Genomic DNA, 25271 nt, shown 5'->3' on the forward strand with positions numbered 1-25271 from the left:
CCCCTATGGTATCCTAAGCCCCGTGCGCTACCTGGTCCTCTCGGACATCCACGGGAACTGGCCCGCCCTGGAGGCCGTCCTGAAGGGGGCCCCGGCCTTTGACCGGGTGCTCTTCCTGGGGGACGCCGTGGGCTACTACCCCGACGGGGACCGGGTCCTGGACTGGCTTTTGGAGGTGGGGGCGGAGTGCGTCTTGGGCAACCACGACGCCTGGCTTCTGGCCCTGGACCGCCTGCCCCGGGAAGGGGCGGTGATGGAGATCCTGGCCTGGCAGCGGGAGAGGCTTTCCCTCAGGCAGCTGGACTTCCTGGCCTCCTGGCCCTGGCAAAAGGAGGTGGAGGGGGTCCTCCTGGTCCACGGAAGCCCCTGCGACCCCCTGGAGTACCTGGACGACCTCCCCCTGGCCCGGGAGGCCTTCGGCTGCACCGAGGCCCGCCTCGCCTTCCACGGCCACACCCACCTGGCGGGGGCCTTTTTGGAGCTCCAGGGCCCCCGCCCCTGGGTGCGCTACCAGGCCTTCGCCCAGGGGGGGGAGCTGAGGCTTCCCCCTACGGTGCGGGCCCTGGTGAACCCGGGCTCGGTGGGCCAGCCCCGGGACGGGGTGCCCGGGGCGGCCTTCGCCCTTTGGGAAGAGGACCGGCTGGAGTTCTTCCGGGTGGCCTACCCCCTGGAGGAGGTGGCCCACCGCCTCGCCGAGGAGGGGTTTCCCACATGGCTCTACACCCGCCTCACCCTGGGGGAATAATCGGCCACGAGAAGGTCCTGGAGCTTCTGCCCAGGCTCAAGGCCTCCACCCTTCTCTTCTCCGGTCCCGAGGGGGTAGGAAGGCGCCTGGTGGCCCGCTGGTACGCCCTAGGCCTCAACCGGGGCTTCCCCCCGCCCTTCTTGGAAACCCATCCCGACCTCTTGGAGGTCGGCCCCCAGGAGGCGGGGCTCAAGGGGCGGAAGGAGGTGCGCCTGGAGGAGGTGGAACCCCTCTGGGACTGGCTTGCGAGCCACCCCCGGGAACGGGTCAAGGTGGCCATCCTGGACTCGGCCCACCTCCTCACCGAGGCCGCGGCCAACGCCCTCCTCAAGCTCCTGGAGGAGCCCCCCTCCTACGCCCGCCTCATCCTCATCGCCCCGGGCCGCGCCACCCTCCTCCCCACCCTGGCGAGCCGCGCCCTGGAGGTGGCCTTCGGCCCGGTGCCGGAGGAGCGCCTCCGGGCCCTCACGGAAGACCCCCACCTCCTGGCCTACGCCGCCGGGGCCCCGGGCCGCCTCCTCCGGGCCCTCGCCGAGGGCCAGGCCTTCCGGGAACGCCTGGAGAAGGCGAGGAGGTTCCTGGAAAGCCCTCCCCTGGTCCGCCTGGCCTTCCTCAAGGAGGTCCTGGCCGAGGAGGAGGGCTTCCACCTGCTCCGCGCCCTTCTCGGCCACCGCCCCCGGGCCCTCCTCGCCTTGGAAAGGGCCCGGGAGGCCCTGGAGGGGTACGTGAACCCCGACCTGGTCCTGGCCCGCCTGGCCTTAGACTTAGAGCCATGACGGTAGGCGTCCGCTTCCGCACCCCCGTCCTCCGCTACTTCCGCTTCCACGGGGAGCCCCCGCCCCTCGGGGCCTACGTGGTGGTGCGTAGCAAGAGGGGCCTCGAGGTGGGCCAGGTGCGCACCCCTCCCAGGAAGGGCCTCGAGGCCGGGGAGGTGGTGCGCCTGGCCAGCAAGGAGGATCTGGACAAGGCGGCGCGGCTTAGGGCCCGGGCGGAGGAGGCCCTCTTCTACCTCCGGGCTCGCCTGAAGGAGGAGGGGGTGGCGGCCAAGGTCTTAGGGTGCGACTTCACCCTGGAAGGGGGCCACCTCACGGTGCGCTACGCCGCGGAGGAGCGGGTGAACCTCAGGCGCTTCAGCCGGGAGCTCATGGAGCGTTACCGGGTGCGGGTGGAGTTTCTGGCCGAAGGCCCCCGGGAGGAGGCCCAGTACCTGGGGACCTTGGGGGCCTGCGGCATGGAGTCCTGCTGCTCCACCTGGCTCCAGGGCTTCGCCCAGGTGTCCATTAAGCTCGCCCGGGACCAGCAGCTTCCCCTGAACCCGGAGAAGATCTCGGGCCCCTGCGGCAGGCTCCTCTGCTGCCTCACCTACGAGCACCCCGTGTACCAGGAGCTTTTGGCCGGGCTACCCCGGGTGAACGCCCGGGTCTGCACCAAGGCCGGCCTCTGCGGCAAGGTGCAGAAGGTCCATCCCCTGAAGGGCACGGTGGAGCTCCACCTGGAGGACGGGAAGGCCTTGGAGGTTTCCAAGGAGGATCTGGCATGAGGTCCTACCGGGCGCAGGGTCCTTTGCCGGGCTTTTACCACTCCTACCCCGGCGTCCCCGCCGTGGTGGGGGTGCGGGTGGGGGAGAGGGTGAACTTCTGCCCGGCGGTGTGGAACACCGGGCTTTCCGCCGACCCACCCCTCTTCGGGGTCTCCATCGGCCCCAAGCGCTTCACCCACGGGCTCCTCCTAAAGGCCCGCCGCTTCTCGGCGAGCTTCCACCCCTATGGGCAAAGGGACCTCGTCCAGTGGCTGGGAAGCCGCTCGGGCCGGGAGGTGGACAAGGGCCAGGCCCCCCACTTCCTGGGCCATACCGGGGTGCCCATCCTCGAGGGGGCTTACGCCGCCTATGAGCTTGAGCTCCTCGAGGTCCACACCTTCGGCGACCACGACCTCTTCGTGGGCCGGGTGGTGGCGGTCTGGGAGGAAGAGGGCCTCCTGGACGAGAAGGGGAGGCCCAGGCCTGGCCTCTCCCTTCTCTACTACGGCAAGGGCCTCTACGGGCGGCCTAGCGAGGAGGCGTCCGCGCCGTGAGGGAGGCGGAGGCCTGGGGGAAAAGGGCCCGCCGCCTGGTGCGCAACTGCCAGGGGACGGAGGCCCAGGTCTTCTTTGAGGAAGGCTTCCTCTACCTCCGGGCCGACCCCCACGCCCGCTTCGCCCAAGGGGTGGGGGCGGAGCGCCTCCGGGGCTTCGCCCTCCTGGAAAACGGGGTGGAGCTCGTCTTCCGGGATGGGAGCCGCCTTAGGCTCCTCTACCGCCTGGGGCGGCTTCGCGCCTACTTTTCGTAGGGCTTGCCCACGGCGGCCGGGGGGCGGCTTTTCCCGATGAAGCCCGCCAGGACCAGCACCGTGACCACGTAGGGGAAGGCCTGGACCAAGACGGCGGGCAGGATCTCGCTCCCCTGGAGCTGGATGGCGAGGGCCGAGGCGAAGCCGAAGAGGAGGGTGGCGAAGAGGATCCCCACGGGGTGCCACTTCCCGAAGATGAGGGCCGCCAGGGCGATGAACCCCATCCCCGCCGACATCCCCCGCACGAACTGGTTCAAAAAGCCGATGGAGAGGTAGGCCCCGGCGAGGCCCGCGAGGACCCCGGAGAGGACCACCCCGGTGTAGCGCAGGCGGTGGACGTTCACCCCCAGGGTGTCCGCGGCCTCGGGGTGCTCCCCCACGGCCCGCAGGCGGAGGCCGAAGGGGGTCTTGAAGAGGACCCACCAGGCCACGGGCACCAGGAGGAAGGCCAGGTAGACCAGGGGCGAGAGGCCGAAGAGGAGGGGGAGGCGGTTCGCCACCTCCTTGGAGCTGGTGGCGTTGCCGTAGAAGTAGGTGAGGACCAGGCTCGGGGCCCCCAGGGCCAGGAGGTTGATGGCCGTGGCGCTGATGATCTGGTCGGCGCGGTACTTGATGGAAACCAGGGCGTGCACGAAGGCCACCAGGCCCCCTACCCCCATGGCGGCCAGCACCCCCACCCAGGGGAGCCAGGGGTGGGGCCCGGGGCCTAAGGCGGCCTCGAGGCGCTCCACCACCACCGCCGCCGTGAGGGCGCCGAAGAGGAGGATGCCCTCGAGGGCGATGTTCACCACCCCGCTCCTCTCCGAGAACATCCCCCCGAGGGCGGTGAGGAGGAGGGGCGCCGTTTGGCGCAGGGTGGAGAGGAGGAGCGCGGTGAGGAAGGCGGCGTCCAGGCTCATTCCTTCACCTCCTTTTCCGCCTTGAGCTCCACCTCCGCGGCCCTTAGGGGGTCGGTGAAGTACCGGGGGAGGAAGCCCCCGGCAGCGATGAAGAGGACGATGAGGGCTTGCAGCACCGCCACCAGCTCCCGGCTTATGCCGAGCTGCAGGTTCACCTGGAGCCCCCCGGTGAGGAGGATGCCGAAAAGCCAGGCGGCAAGCCCCACCCCAATGGGGGTGTTCTGGCCCATGAGGGCCACGGCGATGCCGTCAAAGCCCACAGAGTAGGGAAGGGACTGCTTCAGCCGGTACTCATCAATCCCGCCGCCCAGCACGTAGTGGGTGGCGGCCAGGCCCGCCAAGGCCCCTGCCAGGAACATGATCCAGACCACCTTTCTTCCCGCGTCCACCCCACCGTACTCCGCCGCTTTGGGGGCGAGGCCCATGGCCCTAAGCTCGTACCCCCCCACGTGGCGGAAGACGTAAAGGTGGAAGAAGAGGAGGGCAAGGAGGGCGAGGAGGAAGGCGCCGTTTAGGCGCACCGAGGTGAGGTCGGGCCCGAAGGCCACCTGGGGCCCAGGGAGAACCCCCCCTACCCCGTAGCCCAAGGCCCCTAGGAGAAAGGCGGCCAGAACCCGGTGGCCCAGGCTCTTCCGCACCAGGAAGTAGCCCAAAAGGCCCAGGAGGAGGGCCAGGGGCAGGGCGAAGGAGAGCTCCCCCCCGGGGGCCACCAGGCCGGTCCAGTGGGGAATGCGGGCTTCAGGGCGAACCTCGTAGCTCCGGGCCTCGTAGCCCGGGTACTTGAAGGGGAGGTAGAGGGTTTTCCCGAAGAACTTGTACTCGTTGGCCGAAATGAGGAAGAGGAAGAGGCTTGCGGCGATGTAGTTGAACATGATGGTGTTGATGACCTCGTGGGCCCCAAAGCGGGCCTTGAGCCAGCCCGGGATGGCCCCCCAAAGCCCCCCGGCCAAGGCGGCGGCGAGCACGGCGAGGGGCAGGACGAGCCACCTGGGGCCCGGGAGGTAGACCCCCACCAGCATGGCGGCGATGGCCCCCAGGATGAGCTGCCCCGGGGCCCCGATGTTGAAGAGCCCCCCCCGAAACCCCAGGGCCACGGAAAGCCCGGTGAAGACCAGGGGAGTGGCCAGGAGGAGGCTTTGCAGGAACCCCGAGGGGTTCACCAGGGGGCTAAAGAGGAGCTGGTAGGTGTAGGTGATGAGGTCCAGCTCCAGCATGACCCTTTCCCTTAGGCTTTGGGCTTCCCCTGGGCTTTCCTTGAGGAGGGCCACCAGGACCCCGCCCAGGAGGGAGGCGAGGAGGAGGGAGAAGAGGGGCACCACAAGCCCCCGCCTGCGCACCAGAAAGGCGAGCCCTCCCGGGGAAAAGACCCGGGCGAGGAGGAGGAGGTAGAGGCCGTAGGCCAAGGTGGCGTAGCTCCCGAGGCCCAGGCTGTAGCGGCGCAAGGGGGGCCTTTCCGCCCCGGCGTTCACCTGGGCCACGCTTTCCTGGAAGAGGAGGTAGGCCAGGAGGAAAAGGAGAAGGCCCAAGGCCCCGGCAAAGTAGAGCCCCCGGGCTCCCGCCTTGGTCCAGGGGAGGAGGAGGCTTACGCCAAGCCAGGCTAGGGAGAGGTAAAAGAGGGTATAAAGCCAGCCTTCCCGATAGCCCTGGGGCAGGCTTCCTTGGGGCAGGTGGTGGCCGAAGGGGTTGAGGAGCACCCCCTCCCCGCCGAAGATCCGGTGGGGCACGGCCCAGGGGGCCAGGTACCAGAGGAGGAGGGTGAGGCCTCCTCCCAGGAGGACGAGAAGCCCCAGGCGGTTGCGGTCCGTCAACACGCCGAGGATTTTACCCCAAGGAGGTGGTAGACTCCCCTCGTGGCGGCTTTTCCCGAGGAAAAGGCGCAAAGGGTGCGGCGGATGTTCTCGGAGATCGCCCCCCGCTACGACCTTCTGAACCGCCTCCTCTCCTTTGGGGCGGACCTCCGCTGGCGCAGGCGGGCGGTGGACCTGGCCCTGGGGAAAGCCCCAAGGCGCATCCTGGACCTGGCCACGGGGACGGGGGACCTGGCCCTCATGCTCAAGGAAAGGGCCCCTGGGGCGGAGGTGGTGGGGGCGGACTTCGCCCCGCCCATGCTGGCGATCGCCCGCAGGAAGGCGGAGGCGAGGGGCCTCGAGGTCCGTTTCCTCGAGGCGGACGCCCTCGCCCTCCCTTTCCCCGAGGGGGCCTTTGACGCGGTGACCATCGCCTTCGGTTTCCGCAACTTCGCCGATTACGAAAAGGCCCTAAGGGAGCTTTACCGGGTCCTGGCCCCTGGGGGGAGGCTCGTCCTCTTGGAGTTCCCCCCGCCCCCCAAGGGGGCCTTTGGCCTCGTCTACCGGGTCTACTTCCAGCGGGTCCTCCCTTTCCTCGGGGGGCTTCTTTCGGGGAACTTCGGGGCCTACCGCTACCTGCCGGAAAGCGTCTATGCCTTCCCCGCCCCTGAGGCCCTGAAGGCCATGATGGAGGAGGCGGGGTTTTCCGTGCGCTACGAGCTCCTCACCTTCGGGGTGGCGGCCATCCACGTGGGGGACAAGCCCTAAAGCCCGGCCGCTTCCCTCAGCTCCTCGTCGCTCGGGAGCCTTCCCTCCTTGAGGGCTTCCACCAGGAAGCGGGCCATCCGCCCGAGGGCGTCCCGCACCTCCCGCCACGCCTCCAGGGGCCTGCCCGTGGGGTCGGGGAAGGAGACGTGGCGCTTTTGGGTCTTTGCGGGGTAGGCGGGGCAGGCCTCCTTGGCCTGGTCGCAGACGGTGAGGACGAGGCCGAAGTCCCAGGGGTCGGGGACCTCAAAGAGGGTCTTGGAGAAGTGGCCCGAGAGGTCCAGCCCCACCTCGGCCATCACCGCCTTGGCCTCCTCCTTCACCCGGGTCTTCTCCGTGCCCGCGGAGTGGACCTCGAGGTCCACCCCGAGCTCCCTCGCCCAGTGCCTAAGCCAGGCCTCCGCCATCTGGCTCCGGGCGGAGTTGTGGGTGCAGAGGACGAGGACCCGCATCCTCCAAAGCCTAGCCCCCCTCGGTCAGGGGGAGATCATGCGCTCAAGCTGGGCCACCTTCTCCTCGAGGACCCGGACCCCCCGGCGCCAGAAGTCCACGCTTTCCAGGTCAAAGCCGAAGCGGAGGGCGAGCTCCTTGGCCCGGTACCGGCCGGACTCGGCGAGAAGGGCCTCGTAGCGCCCGGCGAAACCGGGGTCCTCCTTGGCCTCCTGGTAGACGGCGAGGCCGAAGAGGAGGCCGAAGGTGTAGGGGTAGTTGTAGAAGTCGGCCCCGTAGTAGTGCCCCTTCACCGCCCACATGTAGGGGTGGCGGGTGCGCAAAGCCTCTCCGTAGGCCTCCTCCTGGGCCTTGAGCATGAGCTCCTTGAACTCCCTTGGGGAAAGCTCCCGCGCCTTGCGCTTTTGGAAGACCCAGGACTCAAAGAGGAAGCGGCTATGGATGTCCACCACCACCTGAGCCGCCCCCTGGAGGTAGGCGTCCAGGATGAGGAGGCCCTCCTCCGGGGAGGCCTCCTTGAGGGCCGCCTCCACCACCAGGGTCTCGTTCGTGATGCTGGCCGTCTCCGCCAGGGTCATGGGAGTGCGGCGGAGGGAAGCGGGGGCCTCCTTGAGGGCGAAGTTGTGGTAGGCGTGGCCCAGCTCGTGGGCCAGGGTGGAGACGGACTCAAAGCTCTCCTCGTAGTTGGCGAGGATGAGGCTCTTCCCCCCGCCCCGGGCCATGCAGTAGGCCCCGCCCACTTTGCCTTTTCGGGGGAGGAGGTCCATCCAGCGCTCATGGAAGGCCATCTCCGCCACCTTGGCGGCGTTCGGCACCAGGGTGGCGAGCTTTTCCACGATGAAGCCCCGGGCCTCCTCCAGGCTCCAGCGCCTTCCCCGGCCCAGGGGAGCGAAGAGGTCCCACCAGTCCAGGCGCTCCTTGCCGAGGGCCCGGGCCTTGAGGAGGAGATAGCGGCGGAAGAGGGGAAGGCTTTCCCTCACCGCCTCCTGCATGGCCTGGAGGGCCCTCCTCGTGATGCGGTTTGCATGGAGGGTGGGCTCGAGGTCGTCCCTGTAGCCCCTTCTCCGGTTCAGGACCGAGGCCTCCCCCTTGACCCCGTTGAGGGCGAAGGCCAGGGGCACCTCGTGGGCCTCCCAGGCCTTGAGCTCGGCCTCGTAGGCCTTCTTCCGCACCGCCTCCTCGGGGTGGAAGTAGAGGTTCCGCACCTTGGTGATGGGCATCTCCTCCCCGTCCACCACCGCGGTGATCTGGCTGGTGAGGCTTTCGTGGAGCTTGTCCCAGGCCTGCCTCCCCGAGAGGGAAAGCTCCGCCGCCAGGACCTCCTCCCCCTCGGGCATCAGGTGCAGGGCCTCCTCCTTGGCCTCCTCCACCAAAAGGCGGTAGGGCCCGGCCTCCTCGGGGTCCTTCAGGGCCAGGTAGTGGGTGAGGCGGGGCCTCAGGCGCTGGAAGTCCAGGAAGAGGATCTCCAGCTCGGAGAGCTTGGCGAGGGCGGCCTCGTCCCGGGTGTCGGCGCTGTAGCGGGCGTAGAGGTAGGCCCGGAGCGGGGTGGCCTCCTCCAGAAAGGCGTCCAAGGCGGCGAGGACCTCGAGGAGGGGGGCCTCCCGCTCCAAAAGCCCCTTGAGCTCGCCGATCCTCCCCTTCAGGCCCTCCCAGGCCCTTTGGAACTCGGGGCTTTCCAGGCCGGGGAAGAGGGGGGTCAGGTCCCAGGTGGTTTCCATGGCCCCACTATACCTGACCCACCGGTCAGAAGCCGGGGGGTTCCAGGTAGATGCGGAGCCTTAAAAGAGCGATGAAGCCAAAGCCTAGAGCGTCCATGTCCACCCCCTCCCAGAAGGCAGGGCCCAGAGGGAGGGCCACCCCGCCCCAGAGGGGAAGGTCGGTGTTCCAGGAGCGGTCGGCGAGGCCCAGGGTGGCGGAGACCAGGGGGTACCCTGCGGCCTCGTGGTGGGGGTGGAAGAGGAGCCCCCTGGAGGACGCGGCCCCCCTCTAAGTAGACCCCGCCCTCGAGGCCCACGAAGGCCCCGCCCAGGAGCTCCCAACCGGCCCGGGCCTCGAGGGGGTACCCCCCTGCTCCAGCCGGGCGAAGCCCGCAAGGCCGATGGGGAGGAGCTGGCCCTCCAGCGCCAGGCCGAGGACCAGCCTCTGGGCGAGGGCGGGAAGGAGAAGGGCGCGAGCCTACGCGTAGGAGACCTTCCGAAAGGGGCTTAGGGGGTGGTGCCCCTAGAGGCGCTCCACCCTGAGGTCGTCAAGCTGGAAGGTGACGCCTACGGGGCCGATGCCGAACCCGCCCCGGTTGTAGTCGGGGTCTTTCCAGCTTATTACCTCGGTCCCATCCACAAAGACCCGCACCGTGCCGTCGCTGCGGAGCTCAAAGGCGAAGTCGTGCCAGTTTTTGTCGCGGAGCACGGCATCGGCTGTGGGTCTAAGCTCTCTGCGCTGGAGGAGCAAGAAGCGCTGGTCGCCTGCGAGCTTGTAAAGCCCCGCTCCGTTGATCGGGTCCCAGCCGAGGAAGAACTCTAGCGAGCGGGAGCTGGCTCCGTTCAGGAAAAGGCGGGCTCGGATGTGGCTACCTGCGCAGCAGACTTCCAGGCTCTTGAGCCGGAAGCTCACCCGGTAGTCCGTCCAGTCCTCGGCGCCGGTGGTGAGGAACCCCTCCCCATACCCTCCTTCCATCCGGACCGCCTTGTCTAGCTTGCCTTCGGGGGTGAAGGCCTCCTCCACCGAGATCTTCTGCCAATCTCCACCGGTGCGGAGGAGACCGTACCGCTCCGGAGCGACCACGGGAAGCACGGCCCCCGTGGGGTAGGCGGAGAAGTCGTCCACGAAGGCGCTTCCCGCCGGGGGAAGGGGGTTGCCCGGGAGGACCTTGATGACAGGGGCGGTCACGCCGCCTTGGGCCTGCCCGGCGGGCTGGGAAGGACCGCCGGGCAGGGGCACCTGCACGGGCACGTCCACCCGCACCCCGGGAAGGGGCTCCGCGGTGATCCTGGGGGCGCAGGCCCCGAGCAAAGCGCCTGCCGCCAGAAGCCACAACCCTTTCCTCATACCTGCACCTCCTTTGCCTCACCTTGTTGTACCATCCTGCCGGTTAAGGCCTGGTTAAGGAAAGACCCGGAGAAAAGCCTAGGGAACAGTGACGACGAAGGGCTCCGAGCGCCACCCCTCGGGGGAGCGGAACTGGAGGCGGAGGGCGAGGGGCGTCCCGGGCCCGAGGAGCCTCCGGTGGGTGTAGAAGGCCTGGACCAGGGGGAGGCTCGGGCACGTGGCCCCGGGGGGAGGGTTGAGGGGGGAGAGGGCCTTCCCTTCCGCCTCTTGGCAGAGGGTGAGCCGGGCGAAGAGGGTGAAGGTGTGGACCTCGGGCTGGAGGATCCAGAGGAAAAAGCCTCCGGGACCTTCGTGCAGGCTCAGGGCGTAGCGGGGCTGGGTGGGGTCGCGGTCAAAGCCGTAGTAGGGGAAGGCCACCGCCCGCTCCCCGCCCGGAAGCCGGGGCGGGTCCAGGGTGTAGAGGTCCAGGGGGACGTCCCCCAGGGGCAGGGGGTGGAGCCGGACCTGTAAAACGAGCTCCGTGGGCCCGGCCTCCGCCCGCAGGACCTCCACGCTTTGGGGCTCCCGGCGGAGGAGGCGGGCCGGGTACAGGTCCAAGACCAGGGGGCCGAGGGCCTCAGGCCTTGGGTCCTCGGCCCCGTAGAGGCAGGCCACGTAGGCCCTTCCCGGCTCCCTGTCCGGGGGTAGGGGCCTGTCCACGAGGCCGTGGCGCTGGTTCAGGGGGACGAAGACCTCCTTAAGGGTGAGGACCTGCTCCAGGAGGCTTCCCCGCGCCTCCCGGGCCAGGTCCTCAGGCGTCCGGTCCGTGAGGGCGCAGAGGGGGGTCTCCTGCCCCCTGAGGAGCCAGTGGGGGAGGTCCAGGTAGAAGCGGCTTCCCTCCTTCCCCGTGGTATAGAAGACCTCAAAGGTTTCCTCGTGGAGGCGCACCAGGTTCCGCCCCAGGTAGGGGCCGTCCCGGTAGACCTCCTCCCAGCGGGCCACCACCCCGTAGGGGTCCCCCACCTCCTCCGCCCTGCCGGAGGTGGCCACGGGGGGGCGGACCCTGGCCCGGTGGAGCACCCGGCCCTCCGGGGTGTGGAAGACCACCTCAAAGGGGAAGGGGGGAAGGTCCGTGAGGGGCCTGAGGTCCAGGGGGTAGGTGTAGCGCACCTCTCTTGGCCCCGTGGGGCCCCAGGTTTGGACCTCCACCTTGAGGGTCCTTCCCTCCCGCACCGCCTTCCTGAGCCGGACCCCGTACCCCTCGCCTGGGGCGGTCCCCAGGAAGGCGAAAAGGAGAGGAAAGCCGGGAAGCTTCGCCCGCACCGCCTCGGCCGCGGGAAGGGGGAGGGTGGGGAGGTTCTGCCGCAGGGTTTCCGGGTCCAGGTAGAGGCCGAAGTGGGCGTCGGGGAAAGGGGGGACGCCCGGCTTCCCGGCAGGCGCCTGGGGCCCCGGGATGGGGACGCAGGCGGGGAGGAGAAGGCCGAGGCCGAGAAGCAACAGAACCCAGGCCTTGCGCATACGCCATCACCCCCTTCTGCTCGAGGCCCCTGGCTTTTGGACCTCACCCCACCTATAGCACGGGTCCGGTTAAGGGTCGGTTAAGTGGGCCTGCGGGGAAAACCTTCCCGGAAGGGCCTCTTCCACCCGGGCTTGGGCCCGGGGGAGGCCCAGGCGCCGGGCCCAGCGGACGAGGTCCTTCTTGACGTGGGCGTCCCACCAGACCCCAGGGGGGAGGTAGGCCCGGTAGGCCTCCCCCTCCAGGCGGACGAGGTCGGGGTCCAAAGCCTCCCTTAGGTGGTGGACCGCCACCTGGAGGCGCTTCTTGGGGTTTTTGCTCCCGGGGAAGAGAAGGCGGGCGAGGGCCTCGGCTTCCAGGGCTCCCCGGCGCCAGAGGAGGAGGAGGAGCAAAAGCTCTTTCCGCGAGGGAAGGGGGAGGGGGCCTTCCTCGGTGCGGGCCTCGAGGGCCTTGAGGCTCCGCACCCGAAGCCACCCCGCGCCCGCGAGGAGGGCCTCCAGAAGCCCCTCCTCCCCGGCCTCAAAGGCGAGGAGGGGAAGGGGGAAGGCCCTCTCCCAGAGCCAGAAGTCCTGGAAGCCCCCCTTCAGGACCTCCCGGGCCAGGGTTTTGGCCTCCCCTGGGGAGGGGTTTTTCAAAAAGAGCTCCAGTCGGGCGAGAAGCCGAAGCCTTCCCGCCCCCGCTTTCTCGGCGAGGTGGAGAGCCTTTTGGAAGTGCTCGGGCCTGCCGCAGAGCTTGCCCGCCACCAGGTGCCACTCCGCCAGCTCTCCAGGGCTTCCCCCCTCCTGAAGGAAGGCGCGGGCCCGCTCCAGGCTCCCCTTCGCCCCGAGCTGGGCCAGGCCCAGGTGGACGAGGCCCAGGGCGTAGGGGTCTTGGGCCTTCTCCAGGTGGGCCTCGGCCTCCCGGTAGAGGCCTTCCGCTTCGGGGAGGCCCGCCTCCCGGTAGAGGTCGGCGAGGTTGAGGAGGGTGTAGCCCATGGCCCGGTAGTCCCCGGAGGCCCAGGCCTCCTCCTTGGCCTGAAGAAGGGCCTTTTTGGCCTCCAGGAAGCGGCCGAGATAGCGCAGAGCCTCCCCCAGGGAAAGGAGGGTGTAGGCCCGGGAGAGGGGCGCGGTCTTCAAGGGGAGGACCTCCCGGTAGAGGCGCACCGCCTCGGCGAGCTCCCCCAGGTGGTGGCGGGCGATGGCCAGGTTGTGGAGGGCGAGGGCCTCCACCTCTTTGAGCCGCTCCTTTCGGGAGAGGAAGAGGGCCTCTTCCAGGTCCTCCGCCGCCTCCCGGTAGCGGCCCAACCGGATCCGGGCCGCCCCCCGGCTGGTGAGGAAGCGGGCCCGCAAAGGGGTTTCCCCCAGGGCCACCCCCTGGGAGAAGACACCCTCGGCCTCCCCGTGGGCTCCCTTCAGGCCCAGGAGGGTGCCCCGGGCGAGGAGGGCCTCGGCCAGGAGGGCGGGGTCCTCCTCGGGGAGGCCCTCCAGGACGGCGAGGCCCCGGTCCAGCTCCCCCCGCATCCGGTGCCCCAGGGCGAGGAGGAGGCGGAGGCGGGGGGTGGGGTGCGCCACCCGCTCGGCGTGGCGGAAGAAAAGCTCCACCTTGCCCCTTTCCAGGAGGGGCCTTCCCGCCCGCTCCAGGGCCCAGAGGAGGAGCCCACCCCCGTAGCGCCCGGCGGTCTCCAGGGCCTCCTCCCAGGCCCCGAGGGCGAGGGCGGCCTCGAGGAGCCTCCTGGCCGTTTCCTCGGGCGGCAAGGGGTGGGTGGCCTTAAGGTAGCTCTCCAGGGCGGGGAGGAGCCTGAGGGGCACCCCCTGGGCCAAGGCCTGCGCCAAAAGGGCCTCCACCGCCTCCCCGAACCCCGCCTGGCGGAAGGCGGCCTCGGGGAGGGGAAGGAGGAAGGGGCGGAGGTCCAAGGGGGGAAGGAGGCCCTCTAAAAAGGCGCGAAGCTCGGGGGTCCAGGCGGCTTCTCCCTTCTCCAGGGCCTTCCGGGTGAGGTGGGGCCAGCCCCCGAAGAGGTCGTAGACAGGCCGGGCGAGCTCCCTTTTCCCCAGGCGGCGGGCGAGCTCCCCCACCTCCTCCGGGGTGAAGGCCAGGGCCTCGGGGCCCAGGCGGTGGAGGGCGGGAAGCCGGGCTTGCCGGGCGGCCACCACCTGGCCCGCCAGGACCTCGGGCGGGGGCTCCCTCAGGTCGTAGCAGCCCGGCTCCGGGCCCCAGGCCCGGCGGTAGGGGAGCCCCTCGGCTTCGGCAAAGCTTTTTAAGAGGAGGCTTTTCCCAAAGCCTGCCGGAGCGTGGACCAGGACCCCTTCAGGGAGGCCTTCCTGAAGTGCCCGGAGGAGCCTAGGGCGGTGGAGGTACACCCCCTTTAGAATATTAGAATAGCCCTTTCCCGGGAGGGCGGGGGTATAAACTAAGCCCGTGGAAGGATTTCCGGTTAAGGTTCGCGTGGACGTCCGCTTTCGGGACCTGGACCCCCTAGGGCACGTGAACAACGCCGTGTTTCTCTCCTACATGGAGCTTGCCCGGATCCGTTACTTCCAGCGGATCTCCCCAGACTGGTTGGAGGAAGGCCACTTCGTGGTGGCCCGGATGGAGGTGGACTATCTTAGGTCCATCTTCCTGGAGGACGAGGTGGTGGTGGGGGTGCGCACCTTAGGGATCGGCCGCTCCAGCCTCCGGATGGAACACCTCATCACCGCCAACGGGGAACCGGCCGCCAAGGGGCTGGGCGTCCTGGTCTGGCTGGAAGGGGGTAAGCCGGCTCCTATCCCCCAGGGGGTGCAAGGCCGCATCGCCGAGCTGGAAGGAAGGTCCCTTTCGGAGGTGCCCCCCGAGAGCGGTCCGGGAGGGCCCTGATTCTGCTATCCTGAAATCCGGATGACCGTAGAGGAACGCCTCTACAAGCTGGAGGGCATCGTGGAGGGGGTGATGGCCGTCCTCCCCGACCGGGTGTCCGCCCTGGAGGCGAGGATGGACCTTCTCCGCCAGGAGGTGAAGGCCGAGATCGCGGGGCTCCGTCAGGAGGTGAGGGCGGAGATCGCCGGTCTTCGCCAGGAGATGGAGGAGAGGTTCAACGGGCTTCGCCAGGAGGTGAAGGCGGAGATCGCGGGGCTCCGCCAGGAGGTGAAGGCGGAGATCAACACGGCCTTCAACAAGGCCATGCTCTACTTCACGGCGATTGCGGTGGTTCTGGGGGTTCTCACCCTTTTCCGCTAGCCGAGCCCTTGAGGCGCACCACCGTGACCCCGTGCCCCCCTTCGTGGGGGGACGCGTCGGCCAGGCCTTCCACCCGCTTGTCCCGGCGGAGGGCCTCCCGGATGGCCTGCCTCAGGGCCCCCGTGCCCTTGCCGTGGAGGAGGCGGAGGGTGGAAAGGCCCAAGGCGCGGGCCTCCTCCAAGGCCTGGTCCACCTCCAGGAGGGCCTCGGCCACCGTGAGGCCCCGGAGGTCCACCTCCTTCACCTCCCGCCGGGGCTTGGCCAGGAGGGGCTTGCCCGGTTCGGCCTCGGGAAGGGGCTTCACCTCCTGGGGTTTGAAGCTCATCCTTAGGGGGCCCACCTGGACCAGGACCTCCTCCCCCCTAAGCTCCGCCACCCGGCCCCGCTTGCCCAGGGAGGGCACCTCCACCAAGACCCCAGGGGCGAGGCCCGGGGGGGGCGGGGGCGGCGGGGCCTTTTTGGCGTAGCGCTCCTTTAGGGCCATGAGTTCCCGGAGAGCGTCCCGCTTGCCCTCGGTCCGGGCTTTTTCCTTCAGGGCCTTGAGCTCGGCCTCCACCTTTTTGAGCTCGGCCCGCACCTCCTCCTCGAGGGCCTTGAGCCTTTCCGCCCGCTCCTCCTCAAAACGGGCCTCCCGCTCGGCCAGGGTCCTCCTGAGCCTCTCCACCTGGGAAAGCTCCCGCCTCAGGCGCTCCCGCTCCGCCTCCAGGGCCAGGCGCTCGGCCTCAAGCCTCTCCAGAAGGGCCTCGAGCCTCCCCCCCTCGGGAAGCAGGGCCTCGGCCCGCTTAAGGACCTCCTCGGGGAGGGAAAGCCTCCTGGCGATGGCCAGGGCGTAGCTCCGCCCCGGCACCCCGAGGACGAGCTCGTAGGTGGGGCGGAGGGCCTCGAGGTCAAAGCGCATGGAGGCGTTTACAATCCCCTCCCTTCCCTGGGCGAAGGCCTTCAAGGGGGAGAGGTGGGTGGTGACCATCCCCTTGACCCCCTTTTCCAGGAGGGCCTCGAGGATGGCCTGGGAAAGGGCCGCCCCCTCCTCGGGGTCGGTGCCGCTTCCGAGCTCGTCAATGAGGACGAGGCTATGGGAGGTGGCCCCCTCCAGCATCTCCTTGAGGCGCCTTAGGTGCCCGGCGAAGGTAGAGAGGTTCTCCTGGAGGGACTGCTCGTCCCCGATGTCGGCGTAGACCCGGTCGGGCCAGGCCAAAAGGGCCTTCCCCGCCGCCACGAAGAGGCCCGATTGAGCCATGAGGACGGCGAGGCCCAGGGTCTTGAGGAGGGCGGTCTTTCCCCCCATGTTGGGCCCGGAGATGAGGAGGATGCGGTTTTTCTCGTCCAGGGCGAAGGAGTTCCGCACGGGGTCCGGGATCAGGGGGTGGAAGGCCCGGTAGAGCTCGTACCCCTCCCCGAAGCGGGGCCGGGAAAGGGAGAGGTCCCGGGCCAAGGCGGCCTGGGCCTGGGCGAGGTCCAGAAGGCCCAGGGCCTTCAGGGTCTTCGGCACCCCCTCGTCCTTGGCGAGCCTCTCGGAGAGGTCCCGGAGGATGCGGTTCACCTCCTCCTCCTCCTTTAGCCTCAGGGCCTGGAGGCGGTTGTTGAGCTTGACCACGGAGAAGGGCTCTATGAAGAGGGTCGCCCCCGATTCCGACTCGTCCAGGAGGATCCCCGGCACCTTCTGGGCCATCCCCGCCCTCACGGGGACGCAGTACCGGTCCCGCCTTAGGGTGACGAAGCGGTCCTGGAAGGCCTCCCTGTGGCGGTCCATGAGGGCGTAGAGGCGGTCCAGGATCTGCTGGCGGAGGGGCCTAAGCTCCTTTCGGATCTGGGCAAGCCTCGGGCTCGCCTCGTCCTTCACCGCCCCTTCCTCGTCCAGGGCCTTTCTCACCCGCTCCAGGAAGGGGGTGTGGTCGGCGATGCCCTCCGCCACCTGGCTTAGGGCGTTCCTCAGGGGAAGGAGCTCTTCCCTTAGGCCCATGGCCTCCTCCAGGGCCTTGGCCGCGCGGAGGAGCTCGGGGCCGGAAAGCCTCGCCCCCGACAAGGCCCTCCCGTGGGCCTCCCTCAGGGCCCCCGCCTCGGGGAGGGCGTAGGGGTAGCTTTGGGCCTCCTGGGTGAGCTGGTGGCGGCGCTCGGCCTCTTCCCGCTCCAGGGGGGAGAGGCTTAGGGCGAGCTCCCGGCCCAAAGGGGTCCTGGCCCTTTCCGCCAGGAGGGCCCGCACCCGGGGAAACTCCAGGATCTCGAGGACGCCCCGCACAAAGAAAGAGTATAACCTGGGGTTAGCGCTTTAGGAGCTTAAGGAGAAGGGAAAGCACCTCCTTCCTCGCCCCGAGCTGAACCCCCTTGGCCACCAGGAGGCCCAGCCGGCCAAGCCTCCCCGCGGGAAGCAGGGCCAGGAGGGCCGTGACCTGGGAGAGCAGCTGCTCCCTCTCCTCGAGGCTCAGGGCCTCCCAGCGGCGCTGAGCCCCTTCTATCAGGGCCCGTAGCCGCTCCCGAAAGCCCTGCGCACCGGCGCCCTCCTTATGGGGGGCCTCCGCTTCAACAAGGAGGTCCACCGGGGCCTCAACCTTCTTTCGCGCCACCCGCCGCACCTTCCCCCTAAACTTCTTAAGGCGCATCCCCTTTATTTTAAAGGCTCCAGGAGCAGGTACCGCGCCCCCACCTCCCCCGCCACCTCCTCCCCCCTTAGGAGGTCCACCCCCCGGGGGACGGAAAGCCGCGCCTCCTCCTTGGCGAAGTAGGCGAAGACCTCCCGCCTCCCAAGCCTCCTCCGGAAGGCCAGGACCCCCGGGGGGGCCTCGAGGGGCAGGAGCCCCCCGAGCCTCAGCACGGGGTGGGTCTTCTTGAGGCGCACCAGGCGGCGGAAGAAGCGAAGGAGGTCCTGGTCCCAGAGGGCCTCGTCCCAGGGGAAGGGGGCGCGGCAGTAGGGGTCCCCCCGCCAGACCTCGTAGGGGTTGGGCTGGGAGAGGCCCACCTCGTCCCCGTAGTAGACGGCGGGGCTTCCGGGAAAGGCGAAGAGGAGGGCGTAGGCGGTCTTGAAGCGCTCCTTGTCCCCCCTAAGGCGCCAGAGGGCCCGGGGGATGTCGTGGGAGGAGAGGAGGGTGTACATGCTGTGGCGGAGCTGGAGGGGGAGGGCGGCGTAGTGGTCCAAGAGGACCCCCCAGGCCTCCCCCGCCTCCAAGGCCACGGGGTTCCCGTGGAGGTCCCTTCCCGAAAGCCACTCCATCACGGGATGGGCGAAGCCGGCGTAGTGCATGGCCCCGTCCAGGGTGTGGGCCCTCAGCGTGGGGACGGTGTCGTAGGAGAGCTCCCCGAAGACCAGGGCCTCCTCCCGCTCCTCCTTGGCGGCCCGGGCCAGGGCCCTAAGCCAGCGGGCGTTTTTCCGGTTCGTCCCCCCCTCCCCGAGGGAGTGGGCCACGTCCAGCCGCCAGCCATGGGCGAGGCGCATCCAGTAACGTACGGGGGCCTCCTTTCCGAAGACGAAGCGCTCCTGGGTGAGGGCCGAGGCGTAGTCCAGCTTGGGCATGTGCTTCACGCCCCAAAAGCTGGCGTAGGCGCCCTCGGGATAGAAGGTGAACATGCCCCTTTCGGGGGAGGCGGGGTCCAGGAGGGCCTTCCGGAACCAGGGGTGGGTCGCCCCCACGTGGTTGAAGACCCCGTCCAGGATGAGCCTCATCCCCCGGGCCTCGAGGGCCTCGTAGAGCGCCCTTAGCGCCTCCTCCCCGCCCAGGTGGGGGTCCACCCGGCCGTAGTCCTCGGTGTCGTAGCGGTGGCTGGAGGGGCTTTGGAAGATGGGGGTGAGGTAGAGGGCCTCCACGCCCAGGGCCTCCAAATAGGGAAGGGCCTCGAGGACCCCCCAGAGGTCCCCCCCGTAGAACTCCCGGGCCCCGTCCTCCCCGGGGGGCTCGTGCCAAGCTTTTCTGCGGATGGGCCTTCCCCCGTAAAGCCAGGCCCCGTCCTTGGGGGCGAGCCCCGGGCGCCCCTGGCGGAAGCGGTCGGGGAAGATCTGGTAGAAGACCGTCCCCAGGGCCCATTCCGGGGGGAGGGGTTTGGCGAGGAGGTGGAAGAAGCGGTCGTAGCGGGGAAGGGTCTTTTCCAGGCCGTGGCTTCCCAAAAAGCCTTGGGGAAGGCGGAAGCAGTAGCGGAAGGGGCTTGTGTGGACGGGGACCCGCGCCCTTAGGCCCTTTTCCCAGGGCTCCATGGGCTTTTTCTGCAACTCCCCGTCCCGCTCGTAAAGGATAAGCCCCTCCCGGGCCTCGGTTTCCAGGAAGAGCTCCACTTCCTCCCCCAGCTCGGGAAAGGGAGGGTCAACGTGTTCCAGGTCGTGGTGGTTCAAGAATCAACCTCCAAGAGGGCCTGTACCTGAACCTTCAGCGCGGGCAGATCCCGGACCACAGTAGACCAGACCTCTTCCAAGTCCACGCTGAAGTACTCGTGGACGAGGAGGTTGCGCATGGCCACCATCTCCCGCCAGGGGATGTGCGGGTGGGCCTCGTGATACTCCCGTCCCAGCCTGGCCGCAGCCTCCCCGATGCGCTGCAGGTGGTGCACGATCCAGACCTGAACCAGCTCGTCTTGCAAAAAGCGTGCCTTTCCCAGAGCGGCGTACCGTTCAATACGGGCGATGGCCTCCAGGATATCCAGAAGCCTCTCCCGGGGGTTCCTCATAGGGGGATGGCCTCCTGCAGGACCTGCTCCCGGAGCCTAGGGGTCAGGCCCCTCTCGCTCACAATATCTACCCGCACCCCCAAAAGCCCCTCCAGGGCCAGCTTTAGGCGGGCGTGGTCCAGAAGGGTGCGCCCCTCCTCAAAGGCCACCAGGAGGTCCAGGTCGCTGTCTTCCCGGGCTTCCCCCCGGGCCACAGAGCCAAAGACCCGCACCCTCACCGCCCCGTGGCGGGCGCAGAGGCTTAGGACGGCCTCCCTTCTGGCCCTGAGGGTCTCCAGGTCCATGCCCTTATTCTTTCACGGCCCCTGCGGTGTAGCCGGAGACGAAGTACTGCTGGAACCCGTAGAAGAGGAAGAGAATGGGCAGGGAGCCCAAGACGCTCGCCGCGGCGAAGACGCCCCACTTGGTCTGGAACTGCCCCGTGGTGAAGCTCCTAAGCCCCACGCCCACGTTCCAGCTCTCCACCCCCGTGAGGACGAGGTTGGCCAGGACGAACTCCGAGTAGGTGCCCACGAACTGCAGGAGGAAGATGAAGACGAACATGGGGGCGGAGAGGGGAAGGAGGATCTTGGTGAAGACCTGCCACCTCGTGGCCCCGTCCACCATGGCCGCCTCCTCGAGGCTCGGGCTGATGCTCTCCAGATAGCCCTTGTAGACCCAGGTGCCGAAGCTGATGATGCCGCCAGAGTAGGCCAGGACGAGCCCGGTGAAGGTGTTCAGGAGGTCCAGCCGGGAGAGGAGGTAGTAGATGGCCACCAGGGCCAAAAACCCCGGGAACATCTGCACGAAGATGAAGAAGAGGAGCATGGGGTAGCGCCCCGGGAGGTGGCGGAAGCGGGCGAAGGCGTACCCCGCCGTGGCGGTGAGCAAAACGGCGAGGAGGCCCGTGAGGCCGGAGATGAGGAAGGTGTTCCGCACCCAGAGGAGGAACTTGGTCTCCGTGCCCTGCCCGGTGAACTGCTTGGGCGATAGGGAAAGGGCGAGGGCGAAGACGAGGAGGGCCATGAGGAAAAGGAGCCTCCCCTGCCAGAAGTCCATCCACGCCTCGGGGGCGAGAAGCCTGCGGAGAAGGCCGATGGTCCCCACCCCCAGGAGGGCGAGGCCCGCGAGGAGGGCGAGGGCCACCTGGTAGGGGTAGAGGACCACCCCTTCCACCAGCTTGGCGTAGTTTTCCAGGGAGGGGTTGGGCAGGTAGGGGATCACCTTGGCGTCCAGGAGGAGAAAGCCCGTGGCGGGCCTCTTGAAGCTAAAGAGGTTGTTGGTGGGGTCAAAGCTGGCCGCCACCACCTGGACCACCGGGTAGTAGACCAAAAGGATCAGGACCCAGAGGAAGAGGTGGGTCACCCCCTGGAGGAAAAGGGGCCAGGGGCTTCGCCGCCTCCCCTGGAGGCGGTTTGCGAGGGCGGTGTAGAGGAGGCTATAGAGGAGGACGAGGAGGACCAAGGCCCCGAGGAAGGCCAAAGCGTAGGCCCAGCCATAGGGCACGAAGACGCTCCCGAAGGCCACCTGCTTGCGGTAGGAGCCCTCGTCAAAGAGGCGGTTCGCCGCGAACCAGTAGACCCCGTAGAGGGCGAGGCCCGTGAGGAGGAAGCCCAGGACCTTACGCATCTACCGCACCTCCCGAAGCGCCCCTGTGACGCGGAAGTTCACCAGGCTGATAGCCACGGTGATGGCGAAGATGAGGAGGCTAATCGCCGCCCCCAGGCCGTAGGCCGACTGCCCCTCGGCGCTGAAGGCCGTCTTGTAGGCCCAGGAGATGAGGATGTCCGTGGCCTGGGCCGTGGCGAGCCTTCCCTCCTGGGCCGGGCCGCCCCCGGTGAGGAGGTAGATGAGGTAGAAGTTGTTGAAGTTGAAGGCGAAGGAGGAGAGGAGGATGGGCAGCATGGGCTTCTCCAAAAGGGGGAGGGTGATGCGGAGGAGGGTCTGCCAGGGGGTGGCCCCGTCCACCCGGGCCGCCTCGTAAAGCTCCTCGGGGATGGTGGAAAGGGCCCCCAGGGTGGCGGTCATCATGTAGGGGAAGCCGAGCCACAGGTTGACCAGGAGGACGGCCACCTTGGCCCACTCGGGGTCGTTGAGCCAGGGGATGGGGTAGAGGCCCAAGACCCCGAGAAGGCGGTTGACGGCCCCGAAGTTGTAGTTGAGGAGCGCCACCCAGACCTGGACGGTGATGACCCCGGGCAGGGCCCAGGAGACGATGAGGAGGGTGCGGTAGAGGTTGCGAAGCTTCAGGGCCCGGTTGTTGAGCACAAGCCCGAGGACGAGCCCCACGAGGCCGTTCAGGACCACCGTGGCCAAGGCGAAGACGAGGTTCCATAGGAAGACGGGAAGAAGGGCTTGGCTCGCCTGGGAGAGGATGAAGGCGAAGTTCCTAAGGCCCACGAAGCGGAAGGCGTTCACCTTGGCCACGAACTCCGCCCTGAAGGGCGGGACGCGGTCCAAAAGAAGGGTTTCTCCCTCGGCCTGGGCGATTCTCGCCCGCAGGCGATGGCCCTCGGCGTACACCTCCACGGGCTCGCCCCGGCAGGGGTCGCAGCGCAGGGCCTCCGCCACCCTCGCCTCGAGGGAAAGCCTCGCCCCCTCCTGGGCCACCACCCGGGTCTCGGTGGAGCGGTCGGGGAAGCCGTTTCTCTGGCCCGAGTAGTTGGTGAAGGCCAGGTACACCGTGAGGCCCACGGGGTAGAGGGTGAAGACCAGAAGGAAGGAGAGGGCGGGAAGAAAGTAGTACCAGTCGCTAAGCCAGGGAAAGAGCCTGCCCACCCCCACCGCCCCGGGGACCAGGACCAGGAGGGCCACTCCCAGGATGGTCCAGCCGGGCGGGGCGAAGTGGACCTGGAGGAGGAAGTAGGCCAGAAGTCCCGCCCCCGTGGAGAGGAGGAGGAGGCCCAGGGCCAGGAGGAAGCCTTTGAGGCCGGGAGGGTGTCTCATGGTCTAAAGATACGCCCCCCACAGGGGCCGCGTGTCCCGTGGGGGGCGGGCATGGGGGTTTACTTGCCGATGGCCTTCTTGATCTCGGCCACCATGTCTTCCACGATCTTCCTCACGTTAGAGTCGGGCTTTTGGATGGCCAGGGAGATGGCGTTCCCCCAGGGGCCCCAGACCTTGCCCATCTCGGGGATGTTGGGCATGGGGGTGCCCAGGGGGAAGACCCGGGAGAAGCCCGCCACCACCGGGTCCTTCTCCAGCTGCTTCACCGCGCTCTTGGAGACGGGGATGCGGCCGCCCGCCTGGTTGAAGGAGACCAGGTTCCGCCCGCTCACCAGGGTCTTGGCGAAGTTCACCGCCTGGGTCTTGTTCTTGGAGTAGGCGTTCACCACCACCCCCTGCACCCCCAGGAAGGGCCCCCAAGGCCCCTTGGCCCCGGGCGGGGTGGGGAAGGGGGCGATGCCGAAGTCCACCTTGGCCTTCTTGTAGTCGCCAAGCGCCCAGGGGCCGTTGATGATCATGGCCAAGGCCCCGTCCTTAAAGGCCCCGTCCGCCACCCCGTAGTCCACCCCCTCGGGCACCAGGTTGTGCTTGAAGCGGAGGTCCTTGATGAACTGGAGGGCCTTCTCCCCCACCTCGCCCCCGATGAGGAGCTTGGCGGGGTCCAGGTTGCCCTTGGCGTCCTTGCCGAAGACGTTCTCGGCGCCATAGGCCTTGAAGAAGCCGAAGTTGAAGTAGGGATCGCCGATGTTGTAGAGGAAGCCAAAGGTGGCGCCCGTAGTGAGCCTTTGCGCCAAGGCGAGGAACTCCTCCCAGGTCTTAGGAGGCTCCTTGACGTACTTCTTGTTGTAGATGAGGGCCACGCTCTCGGCGAAGGCGGGAAGGCCCATGAGCTTGCCCCCAAAGGTGAAGGCCTCCACAGCCACGGGCTGGAGGTCGGAGAGGTAGCTTGGGGTCGCGTACTTGCCCATGGGCTCCAGGACCCCGGCCTGGGCCATCTCCCCGAGCCAGTCGTGGGGGATGGAGACCACGAGGTCCGCCGCCTGCCCCTGGGGGGCCCCCAGGATGAACTTCTGCTTGATCTCCCCGAAGGGGACCTCCACCACCTCCACCTGGGTCCCCGAGGTTTTGGTGAAGGCCTGGGCCTGAGCCTTGAGCCACTCCAGCTCGGGGCCGCCGAAGTGGGTCCAGACGGTGATCTTCCCCTGGGCGAGGGCCAGGGAGAGGCCAAGGAAAAGGGCCAGCGCTTTTTTCATATCCCACCTCCAGGCGCGTGGTAGCGTTTCCGCTTAGGTTTTTCAGCGCGCCCTCGGCGCCAAGTATACCATCCGATGCCGGAGCGCAACCCCCTACCTAAAGGAGGGCCCGCACCACCTCAAAGGCGATGAGGGCCAGGATCCCCACCTCCACCGCCTGGCTTCTAAGGTGGACCACCTCCTCGGTCACCATCTCGTAGGTGGCCTCGAGGGCCCTAAGCTTCTCCTCCACGCTCCTTTCCAGCTCGTGGGCCCCGTAGAGCTCCAGGGCGGCCCGGTAGATCTTGGCGTAGAAGAGGTCCTCGGTGATGCGCAAGGCGCCCTCCATCCGGGCCTTCACGTCGGCGATCTCCGCGTGCCGGGCCATGAGGCGGCGGCGGAGGCGCTGAAGCCTCCCGTAGCCCCAAAACCCCCGCTCCCTTAGGACCTGAGGCACCAGCTCCAGCTCCTCCGTGAGCACCCGGTCGTAGTAGGAGAGCTCCAAAAGCTGGGCGTGGACGAACTCCACCAGGTCGGCCACGTCCCAGATCCCCTCGGAGTCCAGGATGAGGACCCGGTCAAAGCCCAAGAGGGCCAGGTCTTCGGTGGAGTAGCTGTAGCGGTAGCGGTCCATCTCCCGCCGCACCTCGGGGGCGAACTCCTCCTTGGCCCCCATCCAGAGGGGGGTGAGGTCCACCGAGGGGCGGAAGGCCTGCTCCCCTTCCAGCCCCAGGGCGTGGTAGACCACGAACTCCTCGGAGAGGCGCTTCTCCTCGGGGCGGAGGAGGGCTCCCTGGAGGTAGGGCTCGAGGGCGGCGAGCTCGGCCAAGAAGAACCCCTCCCAGAAGGGAAGCTCGGGCAGGGAGAGGGCCTTTTCTAAAAAGGCCTCCCAGGGAAGCCTCTCCCCCAGGTGGACCCGGAAGGAGAGGGAGGCCACCCCGAACTCGTAAAGCCTGGCGGTGAGGAGGCCCGAGACCCCCTCCACGCTCCGCACCCCCAGCTCCACCTGGGCCGGGGGGTTCTGGAAGCGCACCGCGCCCAGCCTCGGCCGGGAGAGGCGGAGGCGGGGGGTGGCCAGGCGGCTTAGGTCAATCTCGTCCGCCAGGTCGTAGAGGCGGTAGAGGGCGATGTGGGGCGAGATGAGGTTCATTCCAGCTTGGAGATCTCCCGAGGGGGAGGCCCGTGTTTGTAGGCCTCCAGGAGGGCCTGGAGAGCCCTACCCCGGTGGGAGTGGCGGGCCTTTTCCTCCAGGCCCATCTCGGCGAAGGTCTTCCCCGCCTCGGGGACGTAGAAGAGGGGATCGTAGCCGAAGCCCCCCTCGCCCCGGGGGGCCTCCAGGATCACCCCCTCCACGCTCCCCTCGTAGGCCTCGGCGTGCCCGTCGGGGTAGGCCAGGACCAAAACGGCCACGAAGCGGGCCCTCCGCTCTTCCCCTTGGAGGTGGCGCATCCTCTCTAGGAGATAGACGTTCCTTTCCCGGTCCGTTTCCCTTCCCCCGTAGCGGGCGGAGTAGACCCCGGGCTCCCCGCCCAGGGCGGGCACCACCAGGCCCGAGTCGTCGGCGAGGGCGGGAAGCCCCGTGGCCTTGGCCACGTAGGCCGCCTTGAGGAGGGCGTTTTCCAGGAAGGTGGTCCCCTCCTCCTTGGGCATGCGCAAGGGGAAGTCCGCCAGGGAGAGGAGGGTCCAGCCCAGGGGCTTTAGGCCCTCCTTGAGCTCCCGCACCTTCCCGGGGTTGGAGGTGGCCAGGACGAGGCGCATCCTC

The 25271-nt window shown here is 68.5% G+C and carries 25 protein-coding genes; 8 read left to right on the forward strand and 17 right to left on the reverse strand.

What is annotated here, in order from left to right; translation table 11 throughout:
- Positions 1 to 22: 22 nt before the first annotated feature.
- Genes ACY5J6_RS00955 through ACY5J6_RS00975 form a run of 5 tightly spaced genes read left to right on the forward strand, consistent with a single transcriptional unit; the run spans position 23 to position 3072 of the window.
- Entirely contained in the window at positions 23 to 745 is a 723-nt protein-coding gene (locus tag ACY5J6_RS00955) for a metallophosphoesterase family protein (protein ID WP_462845560.1), read from the forward strand.
- Positions 712 to 1521, forward strand: coding sequence for a DNA polymerase III subunit delta' (locus ACY5J6_RS00960; protein ID WP_462845561.1), 810 nt, complete (start codon positions 712 to 714; stop codon positions 1519 to 1521). The genes ACY5J6_RS00955 and ACY5J6_RS00960 overlap by 34 nt, the downstream gene beginning before the upstream one ends.
- Positions 1518 to 2285 carry a PSP1 domain-containing protein gene (locus tag ACY5J6_RS00965; RefSeq protein WP_462845562.1) on the forward strand — a complete coding sequence of 256 codons (768 nt, stop codon included), beginning with the start codon at positions 1518 to 1520 and terminating at the stop codon, positions 2283 to 2285. The genes ACY5J6_RS00960 and ACY5J6_RS00965 overlap by 4 nt, the downstream gene beginning before the upstream one ends.
- On the forward strand, positions 2282 to 2818 hold the full coding sequence (locus tag ACY5J6_RS00970) for a flavin reductase family protein (protein WP_462845563.1): 537 nt from the start codon (positions 2282 to 2284) through the stop codon (positions 2816 to 2818). The genes ACY5J6_RS00965 and ACY5J6_RS00970 overlap by 4 nt, the downstream gene beginning before the upstream one ends.
- Entirely contained in the window at positions 2815 to 3072 is a 258-nt protein-coding gene (locus tag ACY5J6_RS00975; RefSeq protein ID WP_462845564.1) for a hypothetical protein, read from the forward strand. The genes ACY5J6_RS00970 and ACY5J6_RS00975 overlap by 4 nt, the downstream gene beginning before the upstream one ends.
- Here ACY5J6_RS00975 and ACY5J6_RS00980 read toward each other — a convergent pair.
- Together ACY5J6_RS00980 and ACY5J6_RS00985 are read right to left on the reverse strand one after the other, a co-directional pair.
- Complete coding sequence (locus tag ACY5J6_RS00980) at positions 3060 to 3971, reverse strand: ABC transporter permease (RefSeq protein WP_462845565.1); 912 nt, start codon at positions 3969 to 3971, stop codon at positions 3060 to 3062. The genes ACY5J6_RS00975 and ACY5J6_RS00980 overlap by 13 nt on opposite strands.
- Positions 3968 to 5782 (reverse strand): ABC transporter permease, encoded by a 1815-nt coding sequence (locus ACY5J6_RS00985; protein WP_462845566.1) that lies wholly within the window; start codon positions 5780 to 5782, stop codon positions 3968 to 3970. The genes ACY5J6_RS00980 and ACY5J6_RS00985 overlap by 4 nt, the downstream gene beginning before the upstream one ends.
- Positions 5783 to 5821: 39 nt before the next feature.
- Between ACY5J6_RS00985 and ubiE the strand changes: the two genes are divergently transcribed.
- Positions 5822 to 6526, forward strand: a complete 705-nt coding sequence (ubiE, locus tag ACY5J6_RS00990) for a bifunctional demethylmenaquinone methyltransferase/2-methoxy-6-polyprenyl-1,4-benzoquinol methylase UbiE (RefSeq protein WP_462845567.1) — start codon at positions 5822 to 5824, stop codon at positions 6524 to 6526.
- On the opposite strand, the gene ACY5J6_RS00995 is transcribed toward ubiE, so the two are convergent.
- The 5 genes from ACY5J6_RS00995 to ACY5J6_RS01015 form a co-directional block, all read right to left on the reverse strand.
- Positions 6523 to 6975 (reverse strand): arsenate reductase ArsC, encoded by a 453-nt coding sequence (locus tag ACY5J6_RS00995; protein ID WP_462845568.1) that lies wholly within the window; start codon positions 6973 to 6975, stop codon positions 6523 to 6525. The genes ubiE and ACY5J6_RS00995 overlap by 4 nt on opposite strands.
- A gap of 24 nt (positions 6976 to 6999) precedes the next feature.
- Positions 7000 to 8691: a M3 family oligoendopeptidase gene (locus ACY5J6_RS01000; protein ID WP_462845569.1), complete on the reverse strand. Its 1692-nt coding sequence runs from the start codon at positions 8689 to 8691 to the stop codon at positions 7000 to 7002.
- Positions 8692 to 9193: 502 nt separating this feature from the next.
- A complete protein-coding gene (locus ACY5J6_RS01005; protein WP_462845570.1) occupies positions 9194 to 10018 on the reverse strand; it encodes a hypothetical protein in 825 nt (274 codons plus the stop codon).
- A 78-nt stretch (positions 10019 to 10096) separates the two neighbouring features.
- On the reverse strand, positions 10097 to 11515 hold the full coding sequence (locus ACY5J6_RS01010) for a hypothetical protein (protein WP_462845571.1): 1419 nt from the start codon (positions 11513 to 11515) through the stop codon (positions 10097 to 10099).
- 69 nt (positions 11516 to 11584) lie between these two features.
- Entirely contained in the window at positions 11585 to 13849 is a 2265-nt protein-coding gene (locus ACY5J6_RS01015; protein ID WP_462845572.1) for a hypothetical protein, read from the reverse strand.
- A 58-nt stretch (positions 13850 to 13907) separates the two neighbouring features.
- Here ACY5J6_RS01015 and ACY5J6_RS01020 point away from each other — a divergent pair, with 58 nt between their 5' ends.
- Positions 13908 to 14345, forward strand: coding sequence for an acyl-CoA thioesterase (locus ACY5J6_RS01020; protein WP_462845573.1), 438 nt, complete (start codon positions 13908 to 13910; stop codon positions 14343 to 14345).
- Between the two features lie 21 nt (positions 14346 to 14366).
- A complete protein-coding gene (locus ACY5J6_RS01025) occupies positions 14367 to 14705 on the forward strand; it encodes a DUF1640 domain-containing protein (protein ID WP_462845574.1) in 339 nt (112 codons plus the stop codon).
- On the opposite strand, the gene ACY5J6_RS01030 is transcribed toward ACY5J6_RS01025, so the two are convergent.
- From ACY5J6_RS01030 to rdgB, 10 genes are all read right to left on the reverse strand, one after another.
- Positions 14689 to 16941, reverse strand: coding sequence for an endonuclease MutS2 (locus ACY5J6_RS01030; RefSeq protein WP_462845575.1), 2253 nt, complete (start codon positions 16939 to 16941; stop codon positions 14689 to 14691). The genes ACY5J6_RS01025 and ACY5J6_RS01030 overlap by 17 nt on opposite strands.
- A 22-nt stretch (positions 16942 to 16963) precedes the next feature.
- Entirely contained in the window at positions 16964 to 17302 is a 339-nt protein-coding gene (locus ACY5J6_RS01035) for a hypothetical protein (protein WP_462845576.1), read from the reverse strand.
- 5 nt (positions 17303 to 17307) lie between these two features.
- The gene (locus tag ACY5J6_RS01040) at positions 17308 to 19020 is read right to left on the reverse strand and encodes a glycoside hydrolase family 13 protein (protein WP_462845577.1); all 1713 of its coding nucleotides are present in this window, start codon (positions 19018 to 19020) and stop codon (positions 17308 to 17310) included.
- A complete protein-coding gene (locus ACY5J6_RS01045; protein ID WP_462842702.1) occupies positions 19017 to 19352 on the reverse strand; it encodes a HepT-like ribonuclease domain-containing protein in 336 nt (111 codons plus the stop codon). Before ACY5J6_RS01045 ends, ACY5J6_RS01040 begins: the two co-directional genes overlap by 4 nt.
- Positions 19349 to 19636, reverse strand: coding sequence for a nucleotidyltransferase family protein (locus tag ACY5J6_RS01050; protein WP_462845578.1), 288 nt, complete (start codon positions 19634 to 19636; stop codon positions 19349 to 19351). Before ACY5J6_RS01050 ends, ACY5J6_RS01045 begins: the two co-directional genes overlap by 4 nt.
- Positions 19637 to 19640: 4 nt before the next feature.
- Entirely contained in the window at positions 19641 to 20960 is a 1320-nt protein-coding gene (locus ACY5J6_RS01055) for a sugar ABC transporter permease (protein ID WP_462845579.1), read from the reverse strand.
- Positions 20961 to 22277 (reverse strand): ABC transporter permease subunit, encoded by a 1317-nt coding sequence (locus ACY5J6_RS01060; RefSeq protein ID WP_462845580.1) that lies wholly within the window; start codon positions 22275 to 22277, stop codon positions 20961 to 20963.
- A gap of 59 nt (positions 22278 to 22336) precedes the next feature.
- Positions 22337 to 23530 carry a sugar ABC transporter substrate-binding protein gene (locus ACY5J6_RS01065; protein WP_462845581.1) on the reverse strand — a complete coding sequence of 398 codons (1194 nt, stop codon included), beginning with the start codon at positions 23528 to 23530 and terminating at the stop codon, positions 22337 to 22339.
- Between the two features lie 97 nt (positions 23531 to 23627).
- The gene (locus ACY5J6_RS01070; protein WP_462845582.1) at positions 23628 to 24659 is read right to left on the reverse strand and encodes an RMD1 family protein; all 1032 of its coding nucleotides are present in this window, start codon (positions 24657 to 24659) and stop codon (positions 23628 to 23630) included.
- Entirely contained in the window at positions 24656 to 25267 is a 612-nt protein-coding gene (gene rdgB / locus ACY5J6_RS01075; RefSeq protein ID WP_462845583.1) for an RdgB/HAM1 family non-canonical purine NTP pyrophosphatase, read from the reverse strand. The genes ACY5J6_RS01070 and rdgB overlap by 4 nt, the downstream gene beginning before the upstream one ends.
- Positions 25268 to 25271: the final 4 nt, after the last annotated feature.

It is taken from the genome of Thermus sp. H19.2 (assembly GCF_054979525.1).